Genomic DNA, 21,850 nt, shown 5'->3' with positions numbered 1-21,850 from the left:
TTTGTGTCATAAGTGTAAAGTTATTTTTATCCTTAAGCAACCGATATTAGTATGGGCCGTATCCTGTAACGAGCGCATATAGAAGCGCAAGTGTTCCAATTACAATCCATGAAAGTAATATCGGCCAAACGAATTTCAGCCAGTCCGTCCACTTCACTCCACCAACCGCAAGTACTGCCATAAGTACACCAGACGTCGGTGCCACGATATTTGTAATACCGTCACCGAGTATAAATGCTAATACACCTGTTTGTCTTGTAATTCCTATGACATCCGTAATCGGAACCATTAATGGCATAACGATGGCCGCTTGCCCAGTACCAGACGTTACGAGGAAGTTAAATAGTAAGTTAAACACAAATAACATAAGTCCGCCAATATATGTCGGCATCGCTTGTAACGGTACGAGCGTTGCATTTACAATCGTATCAAGAATTTGACTGTTTTCTAATATAATAACGACCGCACGCGCGAGACCAACGACTAAAGCACCGTATGTAATACCACGCGCACCTTCAATAAATATTTTAACGAATTTGTTAGGCGAAATACGTGACACAAATCCAACTGTAAAGCCCATCATTAAAAATACACCAACTAACTCATTAATTCCCCAACTTCTCGTAAATGCTCCCCAGATGAAAAACCCGAGATATCCGACGAAAATGAGTAAGTTAATTCCGTGTAATACAGTAAATTTCGGAGGTTCAATATTTGTGATTCCTTCATCGTCATTAAATGGTCGATTACCTAATATAGATTTTGACGGATCATTTTTTACTTTTTTCGCGTAACGATTTGTAAATATAATGACCGATAAAATCATACCGATAAATATAAATACACGTAATGTCATACCAGAAAATAGTGGAAGTTCTGCTATCGTTTGTGCGAACACTAATACAACTGGGTCAAAAATACCTGCAACCATCCCGGCATAATAGCCGAGGTAAATCATCGATACTCCAATGATCGCGTCGAGTTTCAAGTTTCTAGCTAACGCAATACCAATCGGTACAAATGCGATTACCGCGTTCGCTACGAGTCCCATAGATGCTAAAATACCAAACGTTAAGGCAACGAGAGTAATTAAAACCATATAACGGCCCTTTGTCTTTTGAATTAGGACGTTTATTCCGGCATCAATCGCACCAGTATATTCAATAATCTTAACGATTCCACCGACTATCAAAATTAAAAATATAATATTCGCTGTGTCGATCATCCCTTTTTGTATCGAAACAAATAAATCCAATACATTCGCAGGGTTAGATTCTACATACGTATAACTTCCTGGAATGACACGCGTTACTCCGTCAACCTCTTCACGTACAAATGTCCCAGCTGGTATTAAGTAAGATAAAACAGCCGCGAGTAGTACGATACTAAATATAATGACGAATGCATCTGGCATTTCCAGACGTTTATACCACTTTTCTTTTTTCTCCTTCACAATACAACCTCCTTAAAGTAAAGATACTTTAAATATAAGTAAGCGATTACAAAAAGTAAAGTGATTTTTTATGTTTCTTTTTTAGTAAATGTGTGTAAAGTATTAACGACTACATAGAAGAAGGTGACTTATGCTTTACAATCAGCTATCGATGCCTACTACGCTTAGTGGTTGGATATTTATCGTATTACTTTTGGTATTTATTGTTTTTATTTCCATTTGGTTTGACAATCGTTTTAAAAAATCTCATCGTGATACAAAAGCGTATCTACTCATAGAAGAGAGTTTAACAACTCTAGACGATAACGAAGAGATTTATAAAAATATCGATAACGTCCACAATACGTCATCTATCGTCAAAATTACATACAAAGATAATCAACCAATATCGATCGAGAAAACTAAAATCTTTACGACTAAAGAAGGACATATTAAAACTTCAGAACTTAGTAACAGAAAAAAACGCCTTCGAAAAGAGCTGCTCGATGGCGTAAAGAGTTTTGATACAGTTGAAGGTTTTAATTCAAATTATTATAGAGACGGGGAATATTTAGTCGGTAAATCGTATATGAAGCAAGCACTTAATAGCGATACAGAAAGCGAAACATTAATCGGTTTAACTTTCCCATTTAACAAAAGAGATATACGAAAAAAATTAACGAGAAGCGGGTATGAGAAGCATGAAAAATAACTCATTACCCGTTTTTTTATTCATTAATGACTTCAACGTCTCCTAAATTATCCATACTAAATCGACTCGCACGTGTATTAAACCAGTCTTCTAAAAACTCACGTTTAAACACTTCCTTTAACTCCGCTTCTTTACTTTCATCACCAGAAAACGATTCGTACAGCACTTTATCCGAAGCATTATAACGCACGGTATACACACTAGCCCCATCAAACAATTCGACGACAAATCCACCGTCAACATCTGAAAAATTATATTGTACGCGCATTTCATCGATTTCTTTAACATCTTCATACTTTGTTTCAATCGCGTCTTTTTCTTTATCAAACACGGTCGATGAAGATGCATACTTCGTTTTCGAAATCGAATATATTTCTTCGTACACATTCGCATACTTTTGATGGTTTGCGATCTTAAAACCTGCAAACACGATAAATACTACAAATAATACCGCAAGCCCTATAAATACAGGTCGTTTCATGTTATTATCTCCGTTTCACATATGATTACTTTAATTGTGCAATTTAAACGATTATTTGTCCACTCGATTTCTTTTAGAAAGTGCTATAAATCTAGTATTTTTAGGTTAACATCGATGAAAAACGTCTATATATGTAATGACGATTTAAACTATAACAATATCGTCACAGTTTGTATTTATTTTCACATAGATAGCCTTTATAATAAGAGTGAGACTATTATTTGATTTAATAGTATAGAAAGGGATGGTTTGATGAGTCGTGAAAACGATCAAACACAAAATAAAAAACGTTCTATGAACATCGTTTGGACGGTTGTAGCTTTCGTCGTATTATTTGCTATATTACTTATGCCGACACCAGACGGTTTACCAGTCGTTGCACATATGGCGCTTGCGATTTTAGCATTTGCTGTCATTATGTGGGTGACTGAAGCGGTATCTTATCCGACACCTTCAGTAATGATTCTCGCACTGATTATATTACTCATCGGGTTTAGTCCAGCAGGTGAATTAGGAGATTACTTAACAAAAGGAGCAGCGTCAGGTAGTGACTTAGTCGGTACGAAAAACTCATTATCACTGGCGTTTAGTGGGTACTCGTCATCTGCACTCGTCCTTGTAGCAGCAGCACTATTTTTAGCTGCAGCGATGCAAGCGACAAATTTACACAAACGTTTAGCGCTCGTCGTCTTATCTCTCGTTGGTAATAAGACGTCACGTATCGTCATCGGTAGTATTATCGTTGCGATTATTTTAGCGTTCTTCGTTCCATCTGCAACAGCACGTGCTGGAGCAGTTATCCCGATTTTAATCGGTATGATTACAGCGTTTAATATTTCAAAAGATAGTAAACTCGCAGGTTTACTCGTCATCACTGCAGTACAAGCCGTATCTATTTGGAACATCGGTATTAAAACTGCAGCAGCGCAAAACTTAGTTGCAGTAAACTTTATTAGCGACACGATGGGCGTCGACATTTCATGGGGTGAATGGTTCTTATACGCAGCTCCGTGGTCGATCTTAATGTCTATAGTCCTTTACTTTGTCATGATGAAAGTCATGAAACCTGAGTACGATGAAGTACCTGGTGGTTCTGAAATGATTAAACAACAGCTCGATGACATGGGTAAAATCTCTGGACGTGAGTGGCGTTTAATCATCATCTCAGTATTACTACTTCTCGGATGGGCAACTGAAAAAGTACTCCACCCAATCGATTCTTCATCGTTAACTTTAGTAGCGATTGCGATTATGTTAATGCCTAAAATCGGCGTCATTAAATGGGAAGACGCTGTCAAATATATCCCATGGGGCACAGTAATCGTGTTCGGTGCGGGTATCTCACTCGGTAGTTTACTACTAAACACAGGTGGCGCGCAGTGGTTAAGTGATAAAACATTCGGATCACTTGGATTAGACTCAATGCCGATTCTTGCAACGATCATTATCGTATCAATCTTTAACGTACTCATCCACTTAGGATTTGCGAGTGCGACAAGTTTAGCAGCGGCGTTAATTCCGGTATTTATATCACTTACAGCGACATTAGACTTAGGTGACCAAGCAATAGGTTTCGTATTAATTCAACAATTTGTAATCAGCTTTGGATTCCTACTACCAATCAGTTCACCACAAGGAATGCTCGCATACGGTACAGAAACATTTACTGTTAAACAATACTTTAAAGCAGGTGTCCCACTCACAATTATCGGGTTACTCTTAATATTCCTATTCAGTGCAACATACTGGAAATGGATTGGTTTAATCTAAAATACTAAAAGCGTGTTGAACAAAACGTTCAGCACGCTTTATTAATTTAAGTCAGTGTGTTACAAATTAAACATAAGCCACAAGTTGAAGAAAGCAAGATTACTACAGAAAAAGTTTAATTTACGGAGGGTTTTAAGTGAAGACTTTTAACGATCAAGAAATCGAACAAGTCTATAAAATGGACGAAGCAATTAAAGATACGCACAATACTTTACAGACTTTAAATGAGGGTCTTATTAAAATGGAACAGCGTACTGTTATTCCTGTAGATGGCGATAAAGTAATGCTTTACATGCCGTGTGTTGATAATAAAGAGAAATTTTCAGCAGTGAAAATTATCTCGATCTACCCGGACAATGCTAAAGACGGCTACCCTGCAACTCAAGCAGTTACTGTACTGACAGAACTCGAGCACGGTGAAAACGTCGCAGTACTCAGTGCGAGTTATTTAACACGATTACGTACCGGTGCGATGACGGGTATCGCTACAGACTTACTCGCTAAAAAAGATGCAAAAGAATTAGGTATCATCGGAACAGGCGGTATGGCGTTTGAGCAAGCACTCGGTGTACTTGAAGTGCGCGATATTAAAACGATTCGCCTCTTTAACCGTACGTTAAGTAAATGTGATGATTTTAAAGCACGTCTTGAAGCACATGGTGTAAAAGCAGAAATCGAAATATGTGAAAACGTCAACGACGTAACACGTGATTCAGACATCATCAATACCGCAACAAACTCTACTGAAGCAGTATTTGAAGACGAACATGTAAAAGACGGCGCACACATTAATGGTCTCGGATCATATATGCCAGAGATGCGTGAAATTCATACCGACTCAATTAAACGTGCACGCCACGTCATATTCGACGACGTCGACGGTGTAATCGAAGAAGCAGGTGAATTCATTCACGCTGTTAAAACTGGTGACTTTAAGTGGGAAAAAGCAATCGGTTTAAACGATGCATTAGATCAAGAATTTGAAAGAGATGAAAAAGACATTACAATCTTCAAATCAGTCGGTGCATCATACTACGATATGTCAGCAGCAATTGGCGCATATAAAAAATTAGTTTAATTTTTACTTTTAAAGAGAAGCTTTATTTAAGCTTCTCGTTTTTATTTCTACGAAATATTTAAAATTGTGTTACACTAGCTTATGTTCATTTTATAATTTAATCAAAGGGGATTTTATATGACTGACAATAATTCAAGCAAGCAGTCAATTCCAGATAAAGGATTCTTTGGTCAACCGAGAGGGTTATCTACATTATTCTTTACTGAATTTTGGGAACGTTTTAGTTACTATGGTATGAAAGCGATTCTAGCCTACTACTTATACTACTCAGTAACAAAAGGCGGATTCGGACTTGAACAGTCTACTGCGTTACAAATCGTATCGATTTACGGTGCGTTAATTTACATGAGTGGTATTATCGGAGGATGGCTCGCAGATAGAGTATTTGGTATTCGCCATTCGATTTTTTATGGTGGAATACTCATCATGCTTGGTCACATCTTACTCGCACTGCCAAATAACTTTACTGTTTTAATGATTGCATTACTTCTACTCATTATTGGTACCGGATTATTAAAACCAAATATATCTACAAATGTTGGTATGTTATATGAAAAAGACGACCCGAGGGTCGACAGTGGATTTACATTATTTTATATGTCCATTAACTTAGGAAGTTTAATTTCACCGTTACTCGTTGGAACATTACAAGTTAAATACGGCTTCCATGCAGGATTTGCTCTTGCAGCTGTCGGAATGTTCTTTGGGTTATTAACTTATGTAATCACAAACAAGAAAAACCTTGGCGATCTCGGCTTAAAACCATCCGATCCATTAAAAGCTGAAGAAAAGAAAAAATTCGGTATTATCGCAGCAGTCACAATCATTGCGATAGTGCTATTTATAACAATTACTTTAATGACGAATACATTAACAATTGGTGCATTCGCTAACTTCATTACATTTTTAGGTGTCATTTTACCGACTGTTTTAATTACGAAAATGATCCTATCGAAAAAAGTATCCAAGAAGGAGCGCTCGCATTTATTTGCTTACATTCCGCTCTTTTTAGCATCTGTTGTATTCTGGATGATTCAAGAACAAGGAGCAACAGTACTTGCAGCATTTGCAGATACTAAAACAGAATTAAGCGTAGCAAATATTACAAATGGTTTAATTGATTTCAATATACCAGCTGCTTGGTTCCAGTCATTAAACCCGTTATTCATCGTATTTTTTGCACCGATTATTTCTAGACTATGGGTGAAACTTGGAGATCGTAACCCGTCAACTGTCACAAAGTTTACAGTCGGCGTATTACTTGCCGGAGCAGCGTACTTAATTATGATTGTTCCTTTAAGTACAGAAGGGTTAATACATCCATTATGGCTCGTGTTAAGCTTCTTCCTTGTTACAATTGGTGAGTTATTCGTATCACCAATCGGACTTTCAACTACTACACGACTTGCACCTGTAGCGTTCCAATCACAAATGATGTCTGTTTGGTTCTTATCCAATGCAATGGCACAAGGCCTGAACGCACAAATGGTTAAATTATATGACCTCATTGATACGAAAGCGTACTTCATGTACTTAGGTTCATTTGCAATTATCGTTGCTGTTATATTAATTATTTTAGGACCTAAAATTCGTAAAGTAATGGGTAACTTATAAACATAAAACTGTAATTTAGTGATTCACTCACTAGATTACAGTTTTTTATTTTACTTTTATACAAAATAACGCTTTCATTATTAAAATGAAGTGATATAATAATCATAATTATTTAAATAATGAAGGAGGGAGTTCTTGTGTCGATTTCATTATTTGTGTTATCCGTACATAACAAAAAGCTACTCAACGCAGTAAAACCACTCGTTAAAGATGAGTATAGATTGATCGACTTCGTATATAGTAACAAACGTGTGTTATCAAACTATAGCGAATTAGATATTCAAATCCGAAGAATTTGTAGCGTGTTATATGAAGAGAATGCCACGCTTTCTGTCGATGATTTAATGCACATCGATTTACTGAAAGGCTTCGGAATGACACCATCTGTCCATCGCTCATTAAAAAATGCTGGTTTTGAAACTATTCAGCAATTAAAACAGCTCTCTAAAGAACAATATGACTACCACTTAAAACGTGGTGCCGGGTCCATATATAAGAAAGCTCAAGCCGCTATAAAAGAATTTGAAAGCGTTTTTTCTGAAAAATATATTGATGTGATTTCATACGTATTACTCGTCGAACACGATATTGATCAGCCTATTGATGTCGCAAGATTAATTCAATCATCGAATAATTTTTATTCAAACGGTAAAGAAAAAGTATATGAAACTCTAGCAGCTTTAACAGATGACGAAATTATTGTAAAAGTTAAAGATAAATACTACGTCAAACGTTGGTCTCTAAAAGACGTTCTCGCATTTGATTTTCCAAATAAAGCCACGTATTTAATGCGCCTAGACGGTGTCAGTGTTCGTGAAATCGGTAAGAGTACTGGCGTGTCAAGAACGACTGTACTGACTTATGTTTCTCGTATCAATGCGAATTTTATTCCGCATTACTTAAAAGAGAATGATTATAGTAAATACATCACAAAGTACAATATGCCTCGTGATACGTTTCAGTATGTGTTTCAATTAGATGATGACGTAATATCGTACTTATATAATAAATTTGAAACTAATGATTTCTCAACTGACGTCGAAGCAATCGTTAAAGACCACATATTAACAAAAGAGGAATTGGATCGCCTTCTCTACTTTGAAAAGATGTTTATAAACAGTGAAGGTAACGTCGTGACACAATCGAGCACGAATCTCTTTGAAGATTTAGTATATCGATATAAAGACCAATCGTTTGCACTCGAATCATTTTACGAAATATATATGAACGAATTAACAACTAACCCTGTGCTAAATATTAAACCAACAGATATACGTCGGTTTGAATCGATTATCGACAACTCATATTCTGTCGTAAAGAGTATTAAACATCAGTTTAGATACTATGATACGAACATCACACAAGACACGTTTCAAATCATTAACGATATATTATCGACGTTAAAAGGGAGCTACGGATTACAATTCGTATACGAAAATCATAAAAAAACGCTGTCGAAGATTGGTCTTATAAATGGATATGAACTCGGTAGTCTTATGAATAAAGTCGGTCTATCAAAATTTAACGACGTCATTTCCATCATTAGAATTAGTACGATTCAAGTCGGGTGCAGCCACCAAAATTTTATAGAAGATAAAGTATGTCAGTTCACCGGTAGATCGTTAAATGAACTCCTCGATCATTTACAAAATGACTACGGGTTACACAGAGATACGATGTTTACGTATATTTCTAATCAACACGTCGACTATATATTTGACGGAATCATTCGTTGCCATAATACGATTCCTAAATGTGAGTCGTTTTATAAAGAAGCGAAAAAACGTCTCACTGAACCGATTTATTTAGTCTCTGACGTCATGGCTGATTTATCTGAAATTGCAAATAAAGAACTCATTCCGAGTAAGCAATTATTCCATAATCTTGGCTATACGACAAAAGGTAGCGCCATTATTTACAAAGACACGTTTAACAATGCACATGAAGCAATTAAAGCGTGGATTATCTCTAAAGAAGTATTTGAAACTGATACGCGTGAAATTTTTAAAGCACAACAATGGTACTCTGAGACATACAAACTCGAAAGAGATTTAATTATCTTTAGACTTAGCCCAAATGAACTCATCCACTATACTTACTTAATAAATCTTGGAATTTCCAAACCGATGGTGGATAGTTTCATCTATGAAGTGAAACAATTTACGAAGAAACATAAATACTTTACACTACCCTTCTTAAAAAAACATGGATTTAAACACGAGTTGTTCGATTACTTAAATGATTATACGTTAGAGAGAATTTTAGCAACGAGACAAAACATATACCCTCAAAGCTTCAGTTCACCAATCATTTACACTAACGATCTTAACGTTCAGTCAAAAAGTGACGTGTTAAAAGATATCTATACAAAGAATCCAATGTCATTAAATAAAATGGTTAAATACTTAGAGAAAACATATAGCTTAACTATCTCAAAAGTCGAATTAAAATATAGACTCTCCTCAACAGGAGCGTTAGTAAATAAATAAAGATAACAAAAAAGACTGTAGACCTCTTAAGAGTTATCTACAGTCTCATTATTTCCTAAGAAATATTTTTAATGCATGGGGCATTTGTTTTCTCGATATAAGAAATTTGGTGACCTCATTGTGTTATCAAATCCGTAATGATAGTTATGAGTCAGAGACGGTGATAACGGGGGTGCGAGCCAGCTCCACTTTCCTGTTACTGTACGTCTCGCTTCTTGTTCTAATCGTTCAAATGTTTTAAATTGTTTAGATGCTGTAATATGATCGACCATCGTTACTTTACTATCTCTAAACGAGTGATAAACTGCGTAGCTAATTTCTACGAGCGCTCGGTCTCTCCAATATGTCGTCGTCTTCGACATGTCTAATTCTAGTGCTTTAGCGATACTTTCTAATTTGTTATATCGATAATCATCGGTAAAATTTCTAACCGCGATTTCTGTTTCCATATACCAGCCATTAAACGGTGTTGTATGGTAATAAATTCCACCTATTTCTAAATCCATACAACTAATAATCGGTACCGCGTACCATTTAAGACCTAAATCTTTTAACTTTGGATAATGATGATGTTCGATGTCTACTTCTTTAATAAGGCCTTCACGGTATTCATGATAATGAATCTCTCCATCACCTACTCTATATAAAAGAGGCAACACATTAAAGTCACCTGGTTCACTCTTCCAACCGACCTTTTCTGCTTGTTTAGTCGCTGCTCTCGACCTCGGATCTCCGACATTATCATATCCTGCGTAACGTATAAGTTGTTCGTTATATAGCTTAATATCATTACTATACACTGAAATCATCGGCACAATTTTACCACCATTTGTCGCATCATTAATATGCGTTTCAATCGATTCAACAAAATCCGCTTCATTATCGATATGTCTCTCGTCTCTAACGACGAGACTTTCCCAGTATAATCTACCAATACAACGGTTCGAATTACGCCAAGCAACACGTGCTCCGTATTCTAACTCTTTAGACGTATGTGTGTAATGGTTCGTCTCATCAATCTCTTTTTTAATCTCGCTTAACCTATTCGCTGGATCACCTAATTTTAACTCGTCGTACATCATTTCAATAAACTCTGTTGCTTGTTTAAATAGCCCCATACAATCGTCCCTAACATTATCTATTCTATTATTATGTTACACGAGAATAGACTTTTATAATACATAAAACTGAAATTCATGATAAAATTGTTGCTGATTATATAAAGGTTGGGATTATTATGGCGAAACTTTATTTTCGTTACGGGACAATGCAAAGTAACAAAAGTAATCAAATTATCACGACGCATCATCAATATACGACTCAAGGTAAGAGATGCTTGGCGTATACAACACCGATTGATTCAAGAAGTGGGTATAAAAAAATAAAATCTAGAGTCGGCTTAGAACTCGAAGCAGAGTATATAACGGATGATATCTTTGAAAAAGTTAAAAAAGAGAATGAGAAAGAAAAAGTATTTGCAGTTTTAATCGATGAAGCTCAATTTTTATCGAAAAAAGACATTCATAATTTAAGCGATATTCCAGACTTACTCGATATTCCTGTCATTGCTTTCGGTTTAAAAACAGATTTTAGAAATGAATTGTTTGAAGGCAGTCGTACACTACTGGAACTCGCTGATGCTATTGACGAATTAAAAACGGTTTGTCAGTTCTGCAATAAAAAAGCGACATTAAACATGAGATTACATAATAATATTCCGACAAATGTCGGTGAATCGATTCAAATCGGTGACGAAGAATACGTCCCTGTATGTCGTAAGTGCTATAAAGAGCGATTGGATTTAGTATAGAAACGGTAAAAGAGAGATTTTGAACTAAACACCTAAAGTTGAATACTAGAATCCAACTTTAGGTGTGTTTCGGCATTCAGAAAAAATCTATAATAGATTGGTATTAAGGATGAAAATGGATTTAACTCTTGTAATTTTAGTACCATTTTCATCCCTCCTTCTATAGTTGAATTTTGTTATTATATATTGTTTTGCTCTTCCTAATCACACTATTATTTAATAATAAGGAAGCAACAATAATAACTATGATTGAAGAAAATAAGTTAGCTGAAAAATATATTTTCATTTCATAAAGAGCTCCAAATATTAAAGTTCCAATAGGCAACAAAACATTTCCTAAAGTATTTAACAGAGAAAAAACTCTTCCTTTGAATTGGTTATCGATACTCTTTTGCATATAACTCATCATTGGTATTGATACAAATTGAAATGTAAAAGCCATAGTCAATCCTATCAGCGATAGATATACCAAGCTATAAATATTGTTCATATTAACGTATACAGGTAATGTAAAGGTAGTCATTACTATAGCTAGTACTAAAAATGCCATTTTCATTGCTTTTAAGGGATTGTTTAGTTTCAACCTCGAAAGAACTAATGTAGCTAATAAGGATCCTAAGCCCATTATGGAACTAGCTATTCCGACATAATATGGATCGAATGATAATTCTTTAATCATTATTGTATCTGGTAAAACACTGAAACTTGCTGCACCAACACTATTAATAATCATTGCTAAAAGAATAATCCGCCATAAGACATCATTTTTTTCAATATATTTAAAGGCTTCTTTATTCTTTCTCACCACATATTTTATAATGTTTTCTTTGTCTTCATGTTCTTTTATCGGATTAGTCTCATATTCATCAAACACTAAAAAGAAATTTAAAAGTAAAGAAATAAATTGTAAAATTAAAAATATTAATATCATAGTTTCTAAGGTAACAAAGCCATAGATAACTCCTGCTATTAATGGTCCTAATAAAAACACTGTTGTTCTTATCGTTCCAACCTGCCCTAAAATATTTTGAATTTTATCTTCGTTAAATAATTGAGTGAGTGAAGCATCAAAAGCATTAGAAACAACCGGCACGATGAACGATCTAATCGCTGTAATAAAAAATAGAAAATAAATATTAAAACCATAAATATAAATATATGTTAGAAGCAAAATAAGACTTAAACAAGAAAGCCCTTCCAAAAATATTATTATAGATTTCCTGTTATACTTATCTATAAAAGTACCCATTATCGGGAGTGAGATGATTGTTCCAACACTCATTATTACAGTATTAATTGAAAATAATAAGGGAGACTTTGTAACGTCTAATATATAATAACTTATCGCAAAATTATATATGAGACCACCTGTCGTTAGAACTAAGACACTTGCAAAATAAATGAATATATTTCTCATAATATAGCACCTCTTACAAATACTAGCTGGTTCCATTACTTATTAATATAAGTTTATGTATGTATAGTAATACTCTTGTTTATATTTCACCTATGATTGGATCTATACCTCATTCATATATGCGTATTAACTTAATCATACAACAATTTGACAAAATTTTATATATGCAAATTTGCATAAAAGAAGTGGAGATATTGTTAAATGAATTTATAAAAAAAACGACGTACAGAACTTGGCATATCGAGGAAAAATCTCCTAATCAAGTATTGGAAGAAATAAAAAAATTACCTGATTCTTCCTTATTCCTTTAACTTATTATAGAAGATCATCTCATAATAATAAATAACCCTGAAGTTAGGCTTTGATCCAACTTCAGGGTGCTTTTTATATAAAATTTAAATCCATACTATAATCATAAATTTGTTTTGTCATATAGTTCGATTATACGCGAACTTCTATTACTTTATCCATTCCAAAGTTGTGCAAGTCCCTCTAACGATAGTATCCCTGCTACTGCAGTAACGATAACTGCTATTACTCCAAATATTAACCATGCTGTTGGATGGCGGTAATCTCCAACGATACTTTTCTTTCTCGATGCGAGTAGGATCGCAGCGAGTGTGACTGGTAGAATGAGTCCGTTGAATGCACCTGCAAGTATGAGTAGTGTTACAGGTCTACCGATGAATACGAAAACAATCGTCGATGCTAAAATGAAAGCTATGATGATGAGGTTGTTGTGCTTATCAAACACTTTTCCAAATCCGCGTAAGAAACTCGCACTCGTATATGCCGCACCGATGACTGAAGATAGTGCTGCAGCGAGTAATACGACACCGAATACTTTTACTCCGATGTCTCCAAGCGCAAATTGGAATACTGACGCTGGTGGGTTATCTGGATCTAGCACTGCACCTTGAGCAAGTACACCAAGTACTGCTAAGAATAGTAACGTACGCATGACACCTGTTGTAATAATCCCATAGTTTGCTGCTTTAGATACGAAATGTAAATTCTCTTTACCTGTCACACCCGCTTCAATTAAACGGTGTGCTCCGGCAAACGTGATATATCCTCCAACTGTCCCACCTACAATAGTAACAATTGGAAGTAACATTGATAGTGGATCTTCAGGCACAATCGTTCTAAATGCTGCTTCACCGATATCTGGTTTTGATTCAATCGCAACGTATAACACGATTAAAATCATTAGTATACCGAGCCCTTGCGTGACGATGTCCATTACGGCTCTTCCATTTTTAATGAGGAAAATGATAATCGCAAATATTCCTGTAATTGCTGCACCAATTCGCACATCCCAACCAAATATCGCATTGAAACCGAGCCCTGCGCCTGCAACGTTACCGATGTTAAACGCAAATCCTCCGATCACGATTAAAATTGCGATAAATGATCCTAAACCAGGAAATACCTCATTCGCAACATCTTGTCCACGTTTCCCGCTAACTGATAACACACGCCATACATTTGATTGTGCGCCGATATCAATGATAATTGATATTAAAATCGCAAATCCAAAACTCGCTAAAAACTGTTCAGTAAATACTGTCGTCTGTGTTAAAAATGCTGGACCAATTGATGACGTAGCCATCAAGAATACTGCGCCAAATAGTAGCCTACGTTGTGACGCTGTTAATTTTTGTTTTTCACCTTGCATAAGTTCACTCCTTCATCTTGATTACATCGTTTGTATTTCAATTCCTTTTGCTTCAAGTGCAGATTTAATTTCTCTTACAAATTGTAGTGCTTTTTCACCATCACCGTGTACACAAATACTATCTGCTTTAATGTCTATGTCTGTGCCGTCTATTGCTTCTACTTTACCTTCAATAAGCATTCTAATCCCGCGTTCAACTGCTAGTTTACTATCTGTAATCATCGCACCCTCTTTACGTCTAGAGACAAGTGTACCGTCGTTTTCATACGCACGATCTAAAAACACTTCATGTACCACTTGTAAACCTATTTCTTCTCCAGCTTTTACGAGGTTGTTTTCCGATAGCCCCATTAACTTTAAATTTGGATTAAAGTCTTTGACGGCTTGTGCGATTACGCGGGCGAGGTTTTTATCTGTAAACGTTGCGTTATATAATGCACCGTGTGGTTTGACGTGATTCATTTCAACTCCGACTGTTCTCGCAATACCGTCTAGCGCAGAAAGTTGATACAATACCATACTATAAATTTCTTCATCTGTACAGTCCATATACCTACGTCCGAATCCTTCTTTGTCTGGGAATCCTGGATGAGCTCCGAGCCCCGCGCCTGATTCTTTAATGAGTTTAACTGTTTCTAACATTACTTTAGGGTCGCTCGCGTGAAAACCACATGCGACGTTTGCTGACGAAATAAGCGGAATAATTTTGTCATCATTTCCGATTGTATAGTTCCCGAAACTTTCGCCTAAGTCTGCATTTAAATCAATTGTTAGTGTCATCGTTATCACTCCGTATCGATAATATTTTCTTCGTAAATAAATTTGATATCATAATCATTCGCAATTACTTTGTGATGTGACAGTAAGAAAAATTGAAAGTCTAAGTTCGTTTTAATCGGCTCAATGACTGTTTCTCCGATGACAAGTTTGAGTTTTGTAAGTGCAGAGTCACGGTCATCATCTTTTACGATGAGTTTTGCGACCATCGAGTCGTAATACGGAGGTATCGTATACCCCGTGTATAAATGTGAGTCAATTCGCACATTACGCCCAAGCCCGAAGTGCAGCTCTTCGATTTTACCAGGAGACGGTCTAAATTGGTGCATCGGATCTTCAGCGTTAATACGTGCTTCAATTGCGTGACCATTTAAACTCACGTCGTCTTGAGTAAAACCTATTTCACCGTCATAAGCGACCATGATTTGTGCTTTAATAATGTCTTTACCTGTCACTTCTTCTGTAATTGTATGTTCGACTTGCACACGTGTATTCATTTCAATAAAGTAAAATTTCTTTTCTTCTTCAACATATAAGTACTCGACCGTTCCAGCACCGCGATATTTTAACTGTTTCATCGCGTCACGTGTCGTTTCTGTAATGTATTTACGTTCTTCGTCAGATAAAATAGCAGCGGGTGCTTCTTCTAACAGCTTTTGGTTGTTACGCTGAATTGAACAGTCCCTCTCATATAAGTGAACCGCATCACCTTTACCATCACCAATGACTTGAACTTCGATATGTCGTGCTTTCTCGATAAACTTTTCTACGTATAGTCTGTCATCATTAAACGCATTTTTCGCTTCGTTTTTAGCGTCATAATATAGTTTGTCTACGTCTTTGTCACTATACGCAAAACGCATCCCTTTACCGCCGCCACCTGACACAGCTTTTATGACGAGTGGGTAGTTATGGACTTTCGCAATCTCTTTTACGTCGTCAGCAGAGTCGATGATCCCGTCACTTCCTGGGATTACAGGTACTCCAACACTCGCCATCGTTTCACGCGCCATCGATTTGTTACCCATTTTTTCCATCATATCTGCAGTTGGTCCAATAAAAATCAGTCCCGCTTCTTCGACGCGTCTCGCAAACTCCGCTGATTCTGATAAAAATCCATAACCTGGATGTATCGCGTCGGCTCCAGATAATTCAGCTGCAGTTAAAATCGCATCGATGTTTAAATAACTATCGATACTTTTTGGTCCACCAATTGCATATGCTTCGTTCGCAATCGCCACGTGGAGCGAGTTTTTGTCAGCTGTAGAATATACCGCAACACTCGTCATGTTCATTTCTTTTAACGTACGAATGATACGTACCGCAATCTCTCCGCGGTTTGCAATTAATACTTTTCTCATACTAATTACCCTCCGGTTCTACTCGGACGAGTACATCCCCGTATTCTACATCTTCTCCATTGTGTACGACGATTTCTCTAACAATTCCAGAGACGTCTGATTTTAAATCGTTAAACATTTTCATCGCTTCAATGTAACCAATTTGGTCACCCACTTCAATTCGGTCACCAATCTCGACGAAGTTTTCACTGCTATGTTCATCTTTCTTTGTATAGAATGTACCGATCTGAGGTGCTGTAATTTCTACATATTTCGAAGGGTCTGCTGGTGTGTTTGTTTCTTTACGTTCGACAGGCGTGTTCGTTACAACTTTCTGACTACCTCCTTTTGAAACATTCGTATCACGTTCAAGGTGTACTTTAATATCATCACTTTCTATTTTTAAAACCGATAAATTCTCATCGTTCAATAGTTTAATCAGTTCTTTTACTGTATTGATATCCATTACGCTTTACCTCCAATTAATGTATGAATACGCTGTGAAACTGGGCGTCTTACGTTATTAAACTCTTTTGTCGTTCCGATAAACTCTTTATTATGAATGGCGCGTAACTGTTCTTTATATAGCTCAGTCGCTTCTTCAATCGTGATGAGTTTAAATTGTATTTTATCTCCAGGTTTCTTTTGTGCGATTTTTTGAATGTCTACTTTCGCAACGGTCGCAATTTTTGTATAACCACCCGCTGTTTGTCGGTCTGAAAGTAATATAATTGGCTTTCCATTTTTAGGCACTTGAATACTCCCGAATAGAATCGTTTCGCTAATAATATCATGATTCGTTGCTTCAACAGATTCACCATCTAAACGATATCCCATTCGGTCACTTTCTTTTGATACTGTATATTCGCTATGGAAAAAGTGATCTAAGTTTTCCTCATCGAAGCGGTCATATTGTTGTCCCTTAACTACTCTAATTACGTTTGACGTGTCGAGCTCTTTCGTTACAACTTTATAACCATGTCGCGCGAGCCCACCGTTTATATATAAGACGTCAAACGGTTGAAGTGCTCTACCTTGGAACCCACCAATTTTACTTCTCGAATGAGTAGAATAACTCCCAAGTTCTTCATCGATATCAAATCCACCTAAAAATGCGACATATGTACGCACACCGTGACGCGCGTATCCAAATTCAACGATATCGCCTTTTACTAAATCAATCGCTGCTCCGACTCTATATTCTTCATCGTTTATGAGTAGCGGCATATCTGCTCCAGCCGTTCCAATTGTCACGTTGCTCGTCACTTGAAACTTCGCGCCTTTTAATGTCATCTCTAAGACAGGCGTGTTTAAGTCGTTACCGATCAACTGGTTTGCTAAATAATAACTCTCATAATCCATCGCACCAGCTGGTGAAAAACCGAGTGACTCATATCCATAACGCCCTCTATCTTGTATTGTCGTATACATTCCAGGATGAATAATTTTAATTGTCATTATTACTACCTCGCTTCGTCACTTTTGCTTTATAAACACCGTTATTATATGCCTCGACAATCGTGTCATATTCTTCTTCAGAAATTGAACGGAACACAATACGGTCTCCTGCTTCATACAGTATCGGTTCACTTCGATTATTATCGTATAACGGGACTGGCGTACGACCGATAATATTCCAACCACCTGGACTATCAAACGGATACACACCCGTTTGCTCTCCCCCAATTCCTACAGATCCTCCAGGGATTTTTGTACGTGGGTTGTCTAAACGTTCTTTATATAGTTTTTCATCTAACCCACCGAGAAACGGAAATCCTGGCATAAATCCGAGCATAAAAATATGATACTCTCTACCTGCATGAAGATGTATTAAATCGTCTTCTGTAAACTCATCCGTTACAAAACGTTCGATGTCTGGCCCATAGTCTCCGCCGTAACATACCGGTATCTCGACAACTTTATAAGACAACTCAGAAATGTCGAGTAGAGCCGTATCCACTTCACCTAGCTTCTCTTTTAACTTTGTCACATCAGTTTCTAATAAGTTATAATGAATCGTAAGCGACGTATAAGACGGTACAATTTCATAAATGCCATGAAAATTCCATGACTCAATTATCGATTTTAAAATCATCAATTTTTGATTCGTCTCAACATCCACTGTGTCACCGAGGTAAATCGTTAAAGAATCCTCGGAAAACTGCTTAATATCCATCCGACACACTCCTCACAAAAAGCGTTCTCTTTTCTAAAATGTAACGAAAATAGATAAATAATTCAACGTTTTGTATGAATAATACTATCTCAATATAAAAACCGACCTGTATCAGTTGACTTAATCACTGTTAAGAAATAAAAAAGCAAGATTCTGTTTAAACAACACGAATCTTGCTTTATATCTCTTTTCCGTTAATTATATCGTTCATTATATTTCCACTTTTCTAGCTCATATTTTCATTAATCAACGATGTTTATACATAGTATACACTGCATTTATTTATAATGATATTTACATGAAGCAATCATAATTGATCCTTTATCAATCTTATATACAAGTCTATGTTCCTGTGTAATTCTCCTACTATACCAGCCACTTAAATTTCCTTTTAATTTTTCTGGTTTTCCGATACCTTCAAGTACTCCATCTCTCTCAATACTTTTGATGAGTTGGTTAATTTTTTTCAAAGTTTTTCTATCTTGTATTTGCCACTCTTTATAGTCTTCAAAAGCATCAGTTGAAAATGTAATGAGTAGTTTAGTCATCAATATTATCCTTAACTATTTCATCATTTTCTAATTGTGAAATTGAACGTTTTAAGTGCTCGTTATTGTATGGATTTTTTTGTAAATAAAAAGTTTCCATAATAGAATTATAATCTTCCTCAGACATCAAAACAGCATTATGTTCATTTGTTGTGATTGTTATCACTTCGCTATTTTCATTTACCTGATTAATTAATTGTCTGAAATTTTTTCTTGCATTTGAATATGTTTCTACACTCATTACTATCATCCCCTAATCGAATTGTACAATATATTGTACAACTATAAAAGAGATATATCTTTTTCAGAAGAGATGTTGATTGGTCAAAAGGCGTTAGTATTATTGAAATTTATTTTACTTCACTTACTGGTGTTAATGATATATTGTTATTTTCTAGATATTCTTCGTATGTTAACCCGCTATCGTATAATTCTTGTGCGAGTTCTTTACCAAAGTAACGTATATGCCACGGTTCATACATATACCCCGTAATATCTTCTTTACCTTTTAAATAACGAACGACAAATCCATATTTATGTGCGTTGTTTTTTACAAACTCACCTTCTGGTGTTGCTTCAAAGCTTTCTGATAAACCAAACCACGCACTTTCACTACTGACGTCCATCACAAGTCCTGTTTGGTGTTCACTTGTCCCTGGCTTTGCACTAAATCGATCGGCTTCTTCTTGTCCATGTTGATATACATAGTTATTGTAAAGCGTTTCTTGCATTGCATATGATCGATATCCAGACACTGCATAAAGTTGTAGACCTTCTTCATTTGCAGCTTCAAATAGTTCTTTTAGTGCCTCATATGCTTCACTTCTTAAATATGTCTCTTGCGTGCTCAGTAAGTCAACGAGTACTAAGTCAGACGGTTCATATGTTTCAGATAATGCATACGCTGGGTTTACGAGTTGTTCGATCGTACCTTCTGTAAACACATTTTCTTCCGTTACAAGTGGTGTCTCTTCGACAACTTCTTCTTCTACCTGCTCATTTGTTTCAGCAGGCGTTGAAGTTACTTTGTGATCGTCTTTATTAATAATGCCGTTGTTTCCAGTACATCCGACTAAAAATATCGTAAGCACTGAAAGTCCAATCATTTTTTTCATAAAAATACGCTCCATTTAAACTTTCAAATCGTTCTATAAAATACCGTCTGGTTCTTCTGGTAAAATCTGTCCACCATCGACGACGATACTTTGTCCTGTAATATAACCCGCTTCGTCAGATGCAAAGAATGCAACTGCTGCACCAATATCCTCGGGCTTTCCTAATTCATGCATCGGAATGATAGATTTTGTACCTTCTAAATATTCCTCACCTTGGGCTTTTAACCCTTCTGTTAATACGTTACCTGGTTGCACACTGTTTACTGTTACACCGTACTTTGCATACTCTAACGCTGCACTTCTCATAAATCCAAGTTGTGCTGCTTTTGACGCACCGTAATGTGCCCACCCTGGATATCCAGTGATTGGTCCTGTTACTGAAGATGTAAAGATAACACGGCCGTAATTCGCCTTTTTCATATGCTTTAACACAGCTTTACTTACAAAGACAGATGATTTTAAGTTAACGTCAAGTACTTTGTCGTAATCTGCTTCAGACATGTCTTCAATGAATTTTTGAGGGAATATCCCTGTATTTGAAGCGAGGATATCGATTTTTCCGTGAGATTCAACGATGCTGTCGACCGTTTTTTCGATACCATCAAGATTTGTCACATCTAGCTCGTAAAATTCTCCGTTTAATTCTTTTGCGACTTTTTCACCGTTTTCTTTGTCTAAATCTGCAATAATAACGAATGCTCCAGCTTTTTGAAGCATCGTCGAAATCCCTTTACCAATTCCGTTCGCGCCACCTGTAACAAGTGCAACTTTTTTCTTTAAATCAAACATATTACTCCTCCTATTCAATATTATGTATGTAATTTTATTCTACAATTTCTGAATGGAAGCAACGCGCCATATGTTCTAGACTCGACTCTTGTTGATCTGTAAACGTCGCGACTCCACGTTTGTGGATGACTGTTTTAAAACCATTCGCATCTGCACCTGACGCTGTTAAAAACACACAAATATCCGTTGCGACTCCACAAATGTGTACCGTATCAACGTCACGCTCACGTAACACTTCATCTAAACCAGTGTTAAAAAATGCATTATAGTTTTCTTTCATTGAATAAATAATGTGATCATTATCTTTGTTTTCATCGTACCATTCTTTAAGTGGTCCATATAACTCTTGTCCTTTTGTCCCTGTTACGTTATGCACTGGCCAAGAATCAAAGTGCGCATCATCCGGCGCATGGTCATCCATAGAAATCACCACATACTTACCATCTTGTAAAAATTCGTCCGCTAAATCTCGTATATAAGGCGTAATGGCAGGTCCAGCTTCTCCAACGTTTAATGGCCCGTCTAAATCTACAAAGTCGTTACTCATATCAACAATCAATAAAGCTTCTTTACTCACTTATACCACCTCAATAAACATGTTTAACATTATTATACTAATCTTTC

The 21,850-nt window shown here is 36.2% G+C and carries 21 protein-coding genes; 6 read left to right on the top strand and 15 right to left on the bottom strand.

Annotation, left to right across the window (positions count from 1 at the left end):
* Positions 1 to 46: 46 nt before the first annotated feature.
* Positions 47 to 1,453: a YfcC family protein gene (locus tag HMPREF2767_RS03910; protein WP_210391805.1), complete on the bottom strand. Its 1,407-nt coding sequence runs from the start codon at positions 1,451 to 1,453 to the stop codon at positions 47 to 49.
* 130 nt (positions 1,454 to 1,583) lie between these two features.
* On the opposite strand from HMPREF2767_RS03910, the gene HMPREF2767_RS03905 reads away from it, so the two are divergent.
* Complete coding sequence (locus HMPREF2767_RS03905; protein ID WP_144265395.1) at positions 1,584 to 2,144, top strand: hypothetical protein; 561 nt, start codon at positions 1,584 to 1,586, stop codon at positions 2,142 to 2,144.
* A 16-nt stretch (positions 2,145 to 2,160) separates the two neighbouring features.
* On the opposite strand, the gene HMPREF2767_RS03900 is transcribed toward HMPREF2767_RS03905, so the two are convergent.
* On the bottom strand, positions 2,161 to 2,625 hold the full coding sequence (locus HMPREF2767_RS03900) for a hypothetical protein (protein ID WP_070622670.1): 465 nt from the start codon (positions 2,623 to 2,625) through the stop codon (positions 2,161 to 2,163).
* 294 nt (positions 2,626 to 2,919) lie between these two features.
* Between HMPREF2767_RS03900 and HMPREF2767_RS03895 the strand changes: the two genes are divergently transcribed.
* From HMPREF2767_RS03895 to HMPREF2767_RS03880, 4 genes are all read left to right on the top strand, one after another.
* Complete coding sequence (locus tag HMPREF2767_RS03895) at positions 2,920 to 4,395, top strand: SLC13 family permease (protein WP_371440758.1); 1,476 nt, start codon at positions 2,920 to 2,922, stop codon at positions 4,393 to 4,395.
* A gap of 136 nt (positions 4,396 to 4,531) precedes the next feature.
* The gene (locus HMPREF2767_RS03890; protein WP_070622668.1) at positions 4,532 to 5,473 is read left to right on the top strand and encodes an ornithine cyclodeaminase family protein; all 942 of its coding nucleotides are present in this window, start codon (positions 4,532 to 4,534) and stop codon (positions 5,471 to 5,473) included.
* Positions 5,474 to 5,590: 117 nt separating this feature from the next.
* Positions 5,591 to 7,087 (top strand): peptide MFS transporter, encoded by a 1,497-nt coding sequence (locus HMPREF2767_RS03885; protein WP_070457211.1) that lies wholly within the window; start codon positions 5,591 to 5,593, stop codon positions 7,085 to 7,087.
* A 137-nt stretch (positions 7,088 to 7,224) separates the two neighbouring features.
* Positions 7,225 to 9,576: a hypothetical protein gene (locus tag HMPREF2767_RS03880; protein ID WP_070622667.1), complete on the top strand. Its 2,352-nt coding sequence runs from the start codon at positions 7,225 to 7,227 to the stop codon at positions 9,574 to 9,576.
* Positions 9,577 to 9,644: 68 nt separating this feature from the next.
* On the opposite strand, the gene HMPREF2767_RS03875 is transcribed toward HMPREF2767_RS03880, so the two are convergent.
* Positions 9,645 to 10,694, bottom strand: coding sequence for a nitric oxide synthase oxygenase (locus HMPREF2767_RS03875; protein ID WP_070622666.1), 1,050 nt, complete (start codon positions 10,692 to 10,694; stop codon positions 9,645 to 9,647).
* Positions 10,695 to 10,813: 119 nt separating this feature from the next.
* Here HMPREF2767_RS03875 and HMPREF2767_RS03870 point away from each other — a divergent pair, with 119 nt between their 5' ends.
* Positions 10,814 to 11,386 (top strand): thymidine kinase, encoded by a 573-nt coding sequence (locus HMPREF2767_RS03870; RefSeq protein ID WP_068130989.1) that lies wholly within the window; start codon positions 10,814 to 10,816, stop codon positions 11,384 to 11,386.
* Positions 11,387 to 11,546: 160 nt separating this feature from the next.
* Here HMPREF2767_RS03870 and HMPREF2767_RS03865 read toward each other — a convergent pair whose 3' ends face one another.
* From HMPREF2767_RS03865 to HMPREF2767_RS03810, 12 genes are all read right to left on the bottom strand, one after another.
* The gene (locus tag HMPREF2767_RS03865) at positions 11,547 to 12,839 is read right to left on the bottom strand and encodes an MFS transporter (RefSeq protein ID WP_083302050.1); all 1,293 of its coding nucleotides are present in this window, start codon (positions 12,837 to 12,839) and stop codon (positions 11,547 to 11,549) included.
* A 427-nt stretch (positions 12,840 to 13,266) separates the two neighbouring features.
* On the bottom strand, positions 13,267 to 14,481 hold the full coding sequence (locus HMPREF2767_RS03860) for an NRAMP family divalent metal transporter (protein WP_070622665.1): 1,215 nt from the start codon (positions 14,479 to 14,481) through the stop codon (positions 13,267 to 13,269).
* Positions 14,482 to 14,502: 21 nt separating this feature from the next.
* Positions 14,503 to 15,261, bottom strand: coding sequence for a LamB/YcsF family protein (locus tag HMPREF2767_RS03855; protein WP_068128996.1), 759 nt, complete (start codon positions 15,259 to 15,261; stop codon positions 14,503 to 14,505).
* Between the two features lie 5 nt (positions 15,262 to 15,266).
* The gene (locus HMPREF2767_RS03850; RefSeq protein ID WP_070457204.1) at positions 15,267 to 16,619 is read right to left on the bottom strand and encodes an acetyl-CoA carboxylase biotin carboxylase subunit; all 1,353 of its coding nucleotides are present in this window, start codon (positions 16,617 to 16,619) and stop codon (positions 15,267 to 15,269) included.
* Between the two features lies 1 nt (position 16,620).
* Positions 16,621 to 17,064, bottom strand: a complete 444-nt coding sequence (locus tag HMPREF2767_RS03845) for an acetyl-CoA carboxylase biotin carboxyl carrier protein (protein WP_070457203.1) — start codon at positions 17,062 to 17,064, stop codon at positions 16,621 to 16,623.
* Positions 17,064 to 18,056, bottom strand: a complete 993-nt coding sequence (locus HMPREF2767_RS03840; RefSeq protein ID WP_070457202.1) for a 5-oxoprolinase subunit C family protein — start codon at positions 18,054 to 18,056, stop codon at positions 17,064 to 17,066. The genes HMPREF2767_RS03845 and HMPREF2767_RS03840 overlap by 1 nt, the downstream gene beginning before the upstream one ends.
* Positions 18,046 to 18,774, bottom strand: coding sequence for a 5-oxoprolinase subunit PxpB (gene pxpB, locus HMPREF2767_RS03835; RefSeq protein WP_070622664.1), 729 nt, complete (start codon positions 18,772 to 18,774; stop codon positions 18,046 to 18,048). Before pxpB ends, HMPREF2767_RS03840 begins: the two co-directional genes overlap by 11 nt.
* A gap of 278 nt (positions 18,775 to 19,052) precedes the next feature.
* On the bottom strand, positions 19,053 to 19,322 hold the full coding sequence (locus HMPREF2767_RS03830; protein ID WP_068129005.1) for a Txe/YoeB family addiction module toxin: 270 nt from the start codon (positions 19,320 to 19,322) through the stop codon (positions 19,053 to 19,055).
* Positions 19,315 to 19,563, bottom strand: a complete 249-nt coding sequence (locus HMPREF2767_RS03825; protein ID WP_070457200.1) for a type II toxin-antitoxin system Phd/YefM family antitoxin — start codon at positions 19,561 to 19,563, stop codon at positions 19,315 to 19,317. Before HMPREF2767_RS03825 ends, HMPREF2767_RS03830 begins: the two co-directional genes overlap by 8 nt.
* A 109-nt stretch (positions 19,564 to 19,672) precedes the next feature.
* Positions 19,673 to 20,437, bottom strand: coding sequence for a M15 family metallopeptidase (locus HMPREF2767_RS03820; protein WP_070457199.1), 765 nt, complete (start codon positions 20,435 to 20,437; stop codon positions 19,673 to 19,675).
* A gap of 33 nt (positions 20,438 to 20,470) precedes the next feature.
* Complete coding sequence (locus HMPREF2767_RS03815) at positions 20,471 to 21,226, bottom strand: SDR family NAD(P)-dependent oxidoreductase (RefSeq protein ID WP_070622663.1); 756 nt, start codon at positions 21,224 to 21,226, stop codon at positions 20,471 to 20,473.
* Between the two features lie 34 nt (positions 21,227 to 21,260).
* Positions 21,261 to 21,803 (bottom strand): cysteine hydrolase family protein, encoded by a 543-nt coding sequence (locus HMPREF2767_RS03810; RefSeq protein WP_083302049.1) that lies wholly within the window; start codon positions 21,801 to 21,803, stop codon positions 21,261 to 21,263.
* Positions 21,804 to 21,850 lie beyond the last annotated feature (47 nt).

Source organism: Nosocomiicoccus sp. HMSC067E10, assembly GCF_001810835.1.
Taxonomy (GTDB): Bacteria; Bacillota; Bacilli; order Staphylococcales; family Salinicoccaceae; genus Nosocomiicoccus; species Nosocomiicoccus ampullae_A.
Note: the sequence above shows the minus strand (reverse complement) of the source record. Positions and strands in the feature narration are given on the sequence as shown.

What these genes read in the sequence shown, in the direction of transcription:
- HMPREF2767_RS03905 (WP_144265395.1), top strand. Translation starts at nt 1,584, where the DNA reads ATGCTTTACAATCAGCTATCGATGCCTACTACGCTTAGTGGTTGGATA.
- HMPREF2767_RS03900 (WP_070622670.1), bottom strand. Translation starts at nt 2,625, where the DNA reads ATGAAACGACCTGTATTTATAGGGCTTGCGGTATTATTTGTAGTATTT.
- HMPREF2767_RS03895 (WP_371440758.1), top strand. Translation starts at nt 2,920, where the DNA reads ATGAACATCGTTTGGACGGTTGTAGCTTTCGTCGTATTATTTGCTATA.
- HMPREF2767_RS03885 (WP_070457211.1), top strand. Translation starts at nt 5,591, where the DNA reads ATGACTGACAATAATTCAAGCAAGCAGTCAATTCCAGATAAAGGATTC.
- HMPREF2767_RS03875 (WP_070622666.1), bottom strand. Translation starts at nt 10,694, where the DNA reads ATGGGGCTATTTAAACAAGCAACAGAGTTTATTGAAATGATGTACGAC.
- HMPREF2767_RS03870 (WP_068130989.1), top strand. Translation starts at nt 10,814, where the DNA reads ATGGCGAAACTTTATTTTCGTTACGGGACAATGCAAAGTAACAAAAGT.
- HMPREF2767_RS03865 (WP_083302050.1), bottom strand. Translation starts at nt 12,839, where the DNA reads ATGGAACCAGCTAGTATTTGTAAGAGGTGCTATATTATGAGAAATATA.
- HMPREF2767_RS03860 (WP_070622665.1), bottom strand. Translation starts at nt 14,481, where the DNA reads ATGCAAGGTGAAAAACAAAAATTAACAGCGTCACAACGTAGGCTACTA.
- HMPREF2767_RS03855 (WP_068128996.1), bottom strand. Translation starts at nt 15,261, where the DNA reads ATGACACTAACAATTGATTTAAATGCAGACTTAGGCGAAAGTTTCGGG.
- HMPREF2767_RS03850 (WP_070457204.1), bottom strand. Translation starts at nt 16,619, where the DNA reads ATGAGAAAAGTATTAATTGCAAACCGCGGAGAGATTGCGGTACGTATC.
- HMPREF2767_RS03845 (WP_070457203.1), bottom strand. Translation starts at nt 17,064, where the DNA reads ATGGATATCAATACAGTAAAAGAACTGATTAAACTATTGAACGATGAG.
- HMPREF2767_RS03840 (WP_070457202.1), bottom strand. Translation starts at nt 18,056, where the DNA reads ATGACAATTAAAATTATTCATCCTGGAATGTATACGACAATACAAGAT.
- pxpB (WP_070622664.1), bottom strand. Translation starts at nt 18,774, where the DNA reads ATGGATATTAAGCAGTTTTCCGAGGATTCTTTAACGATTTACCTCGGT.
- HMPREF2767_RS03830 (WP_068129005.1), bottom strand. Translation starts at nt 19,322, where the DNA reads ATGACTAAACTACTCATTACATTTTCAACTGATGCTTTTGAAGACTAT.
- HMPREF2767_RS03825 (WP_070457200.1), bottom strand. Translation starts at nt 19,563, where the DNA reads ATGAGTGTAGAAACATATTCAAATGCAAGAAAAAATTTCAGACAATTA.
- HMPREF2767_RS03820 (WP_070457199.1), bottom strand. Translation starts at nt 20,437, where the DNA reads ATGAAAAAAATGATTGGACTTTCAGTGCTTACGATATTTTTAGTCGGA.
- HMPREF2767_RS03815 (WP_070622663.1), bottom strand. Translation starts at nt 21,226, where the DNA reads ATGTTTGATTTAAAGAAAAAAGTTGCACTTGTTACAGGTGGCGCGAAC.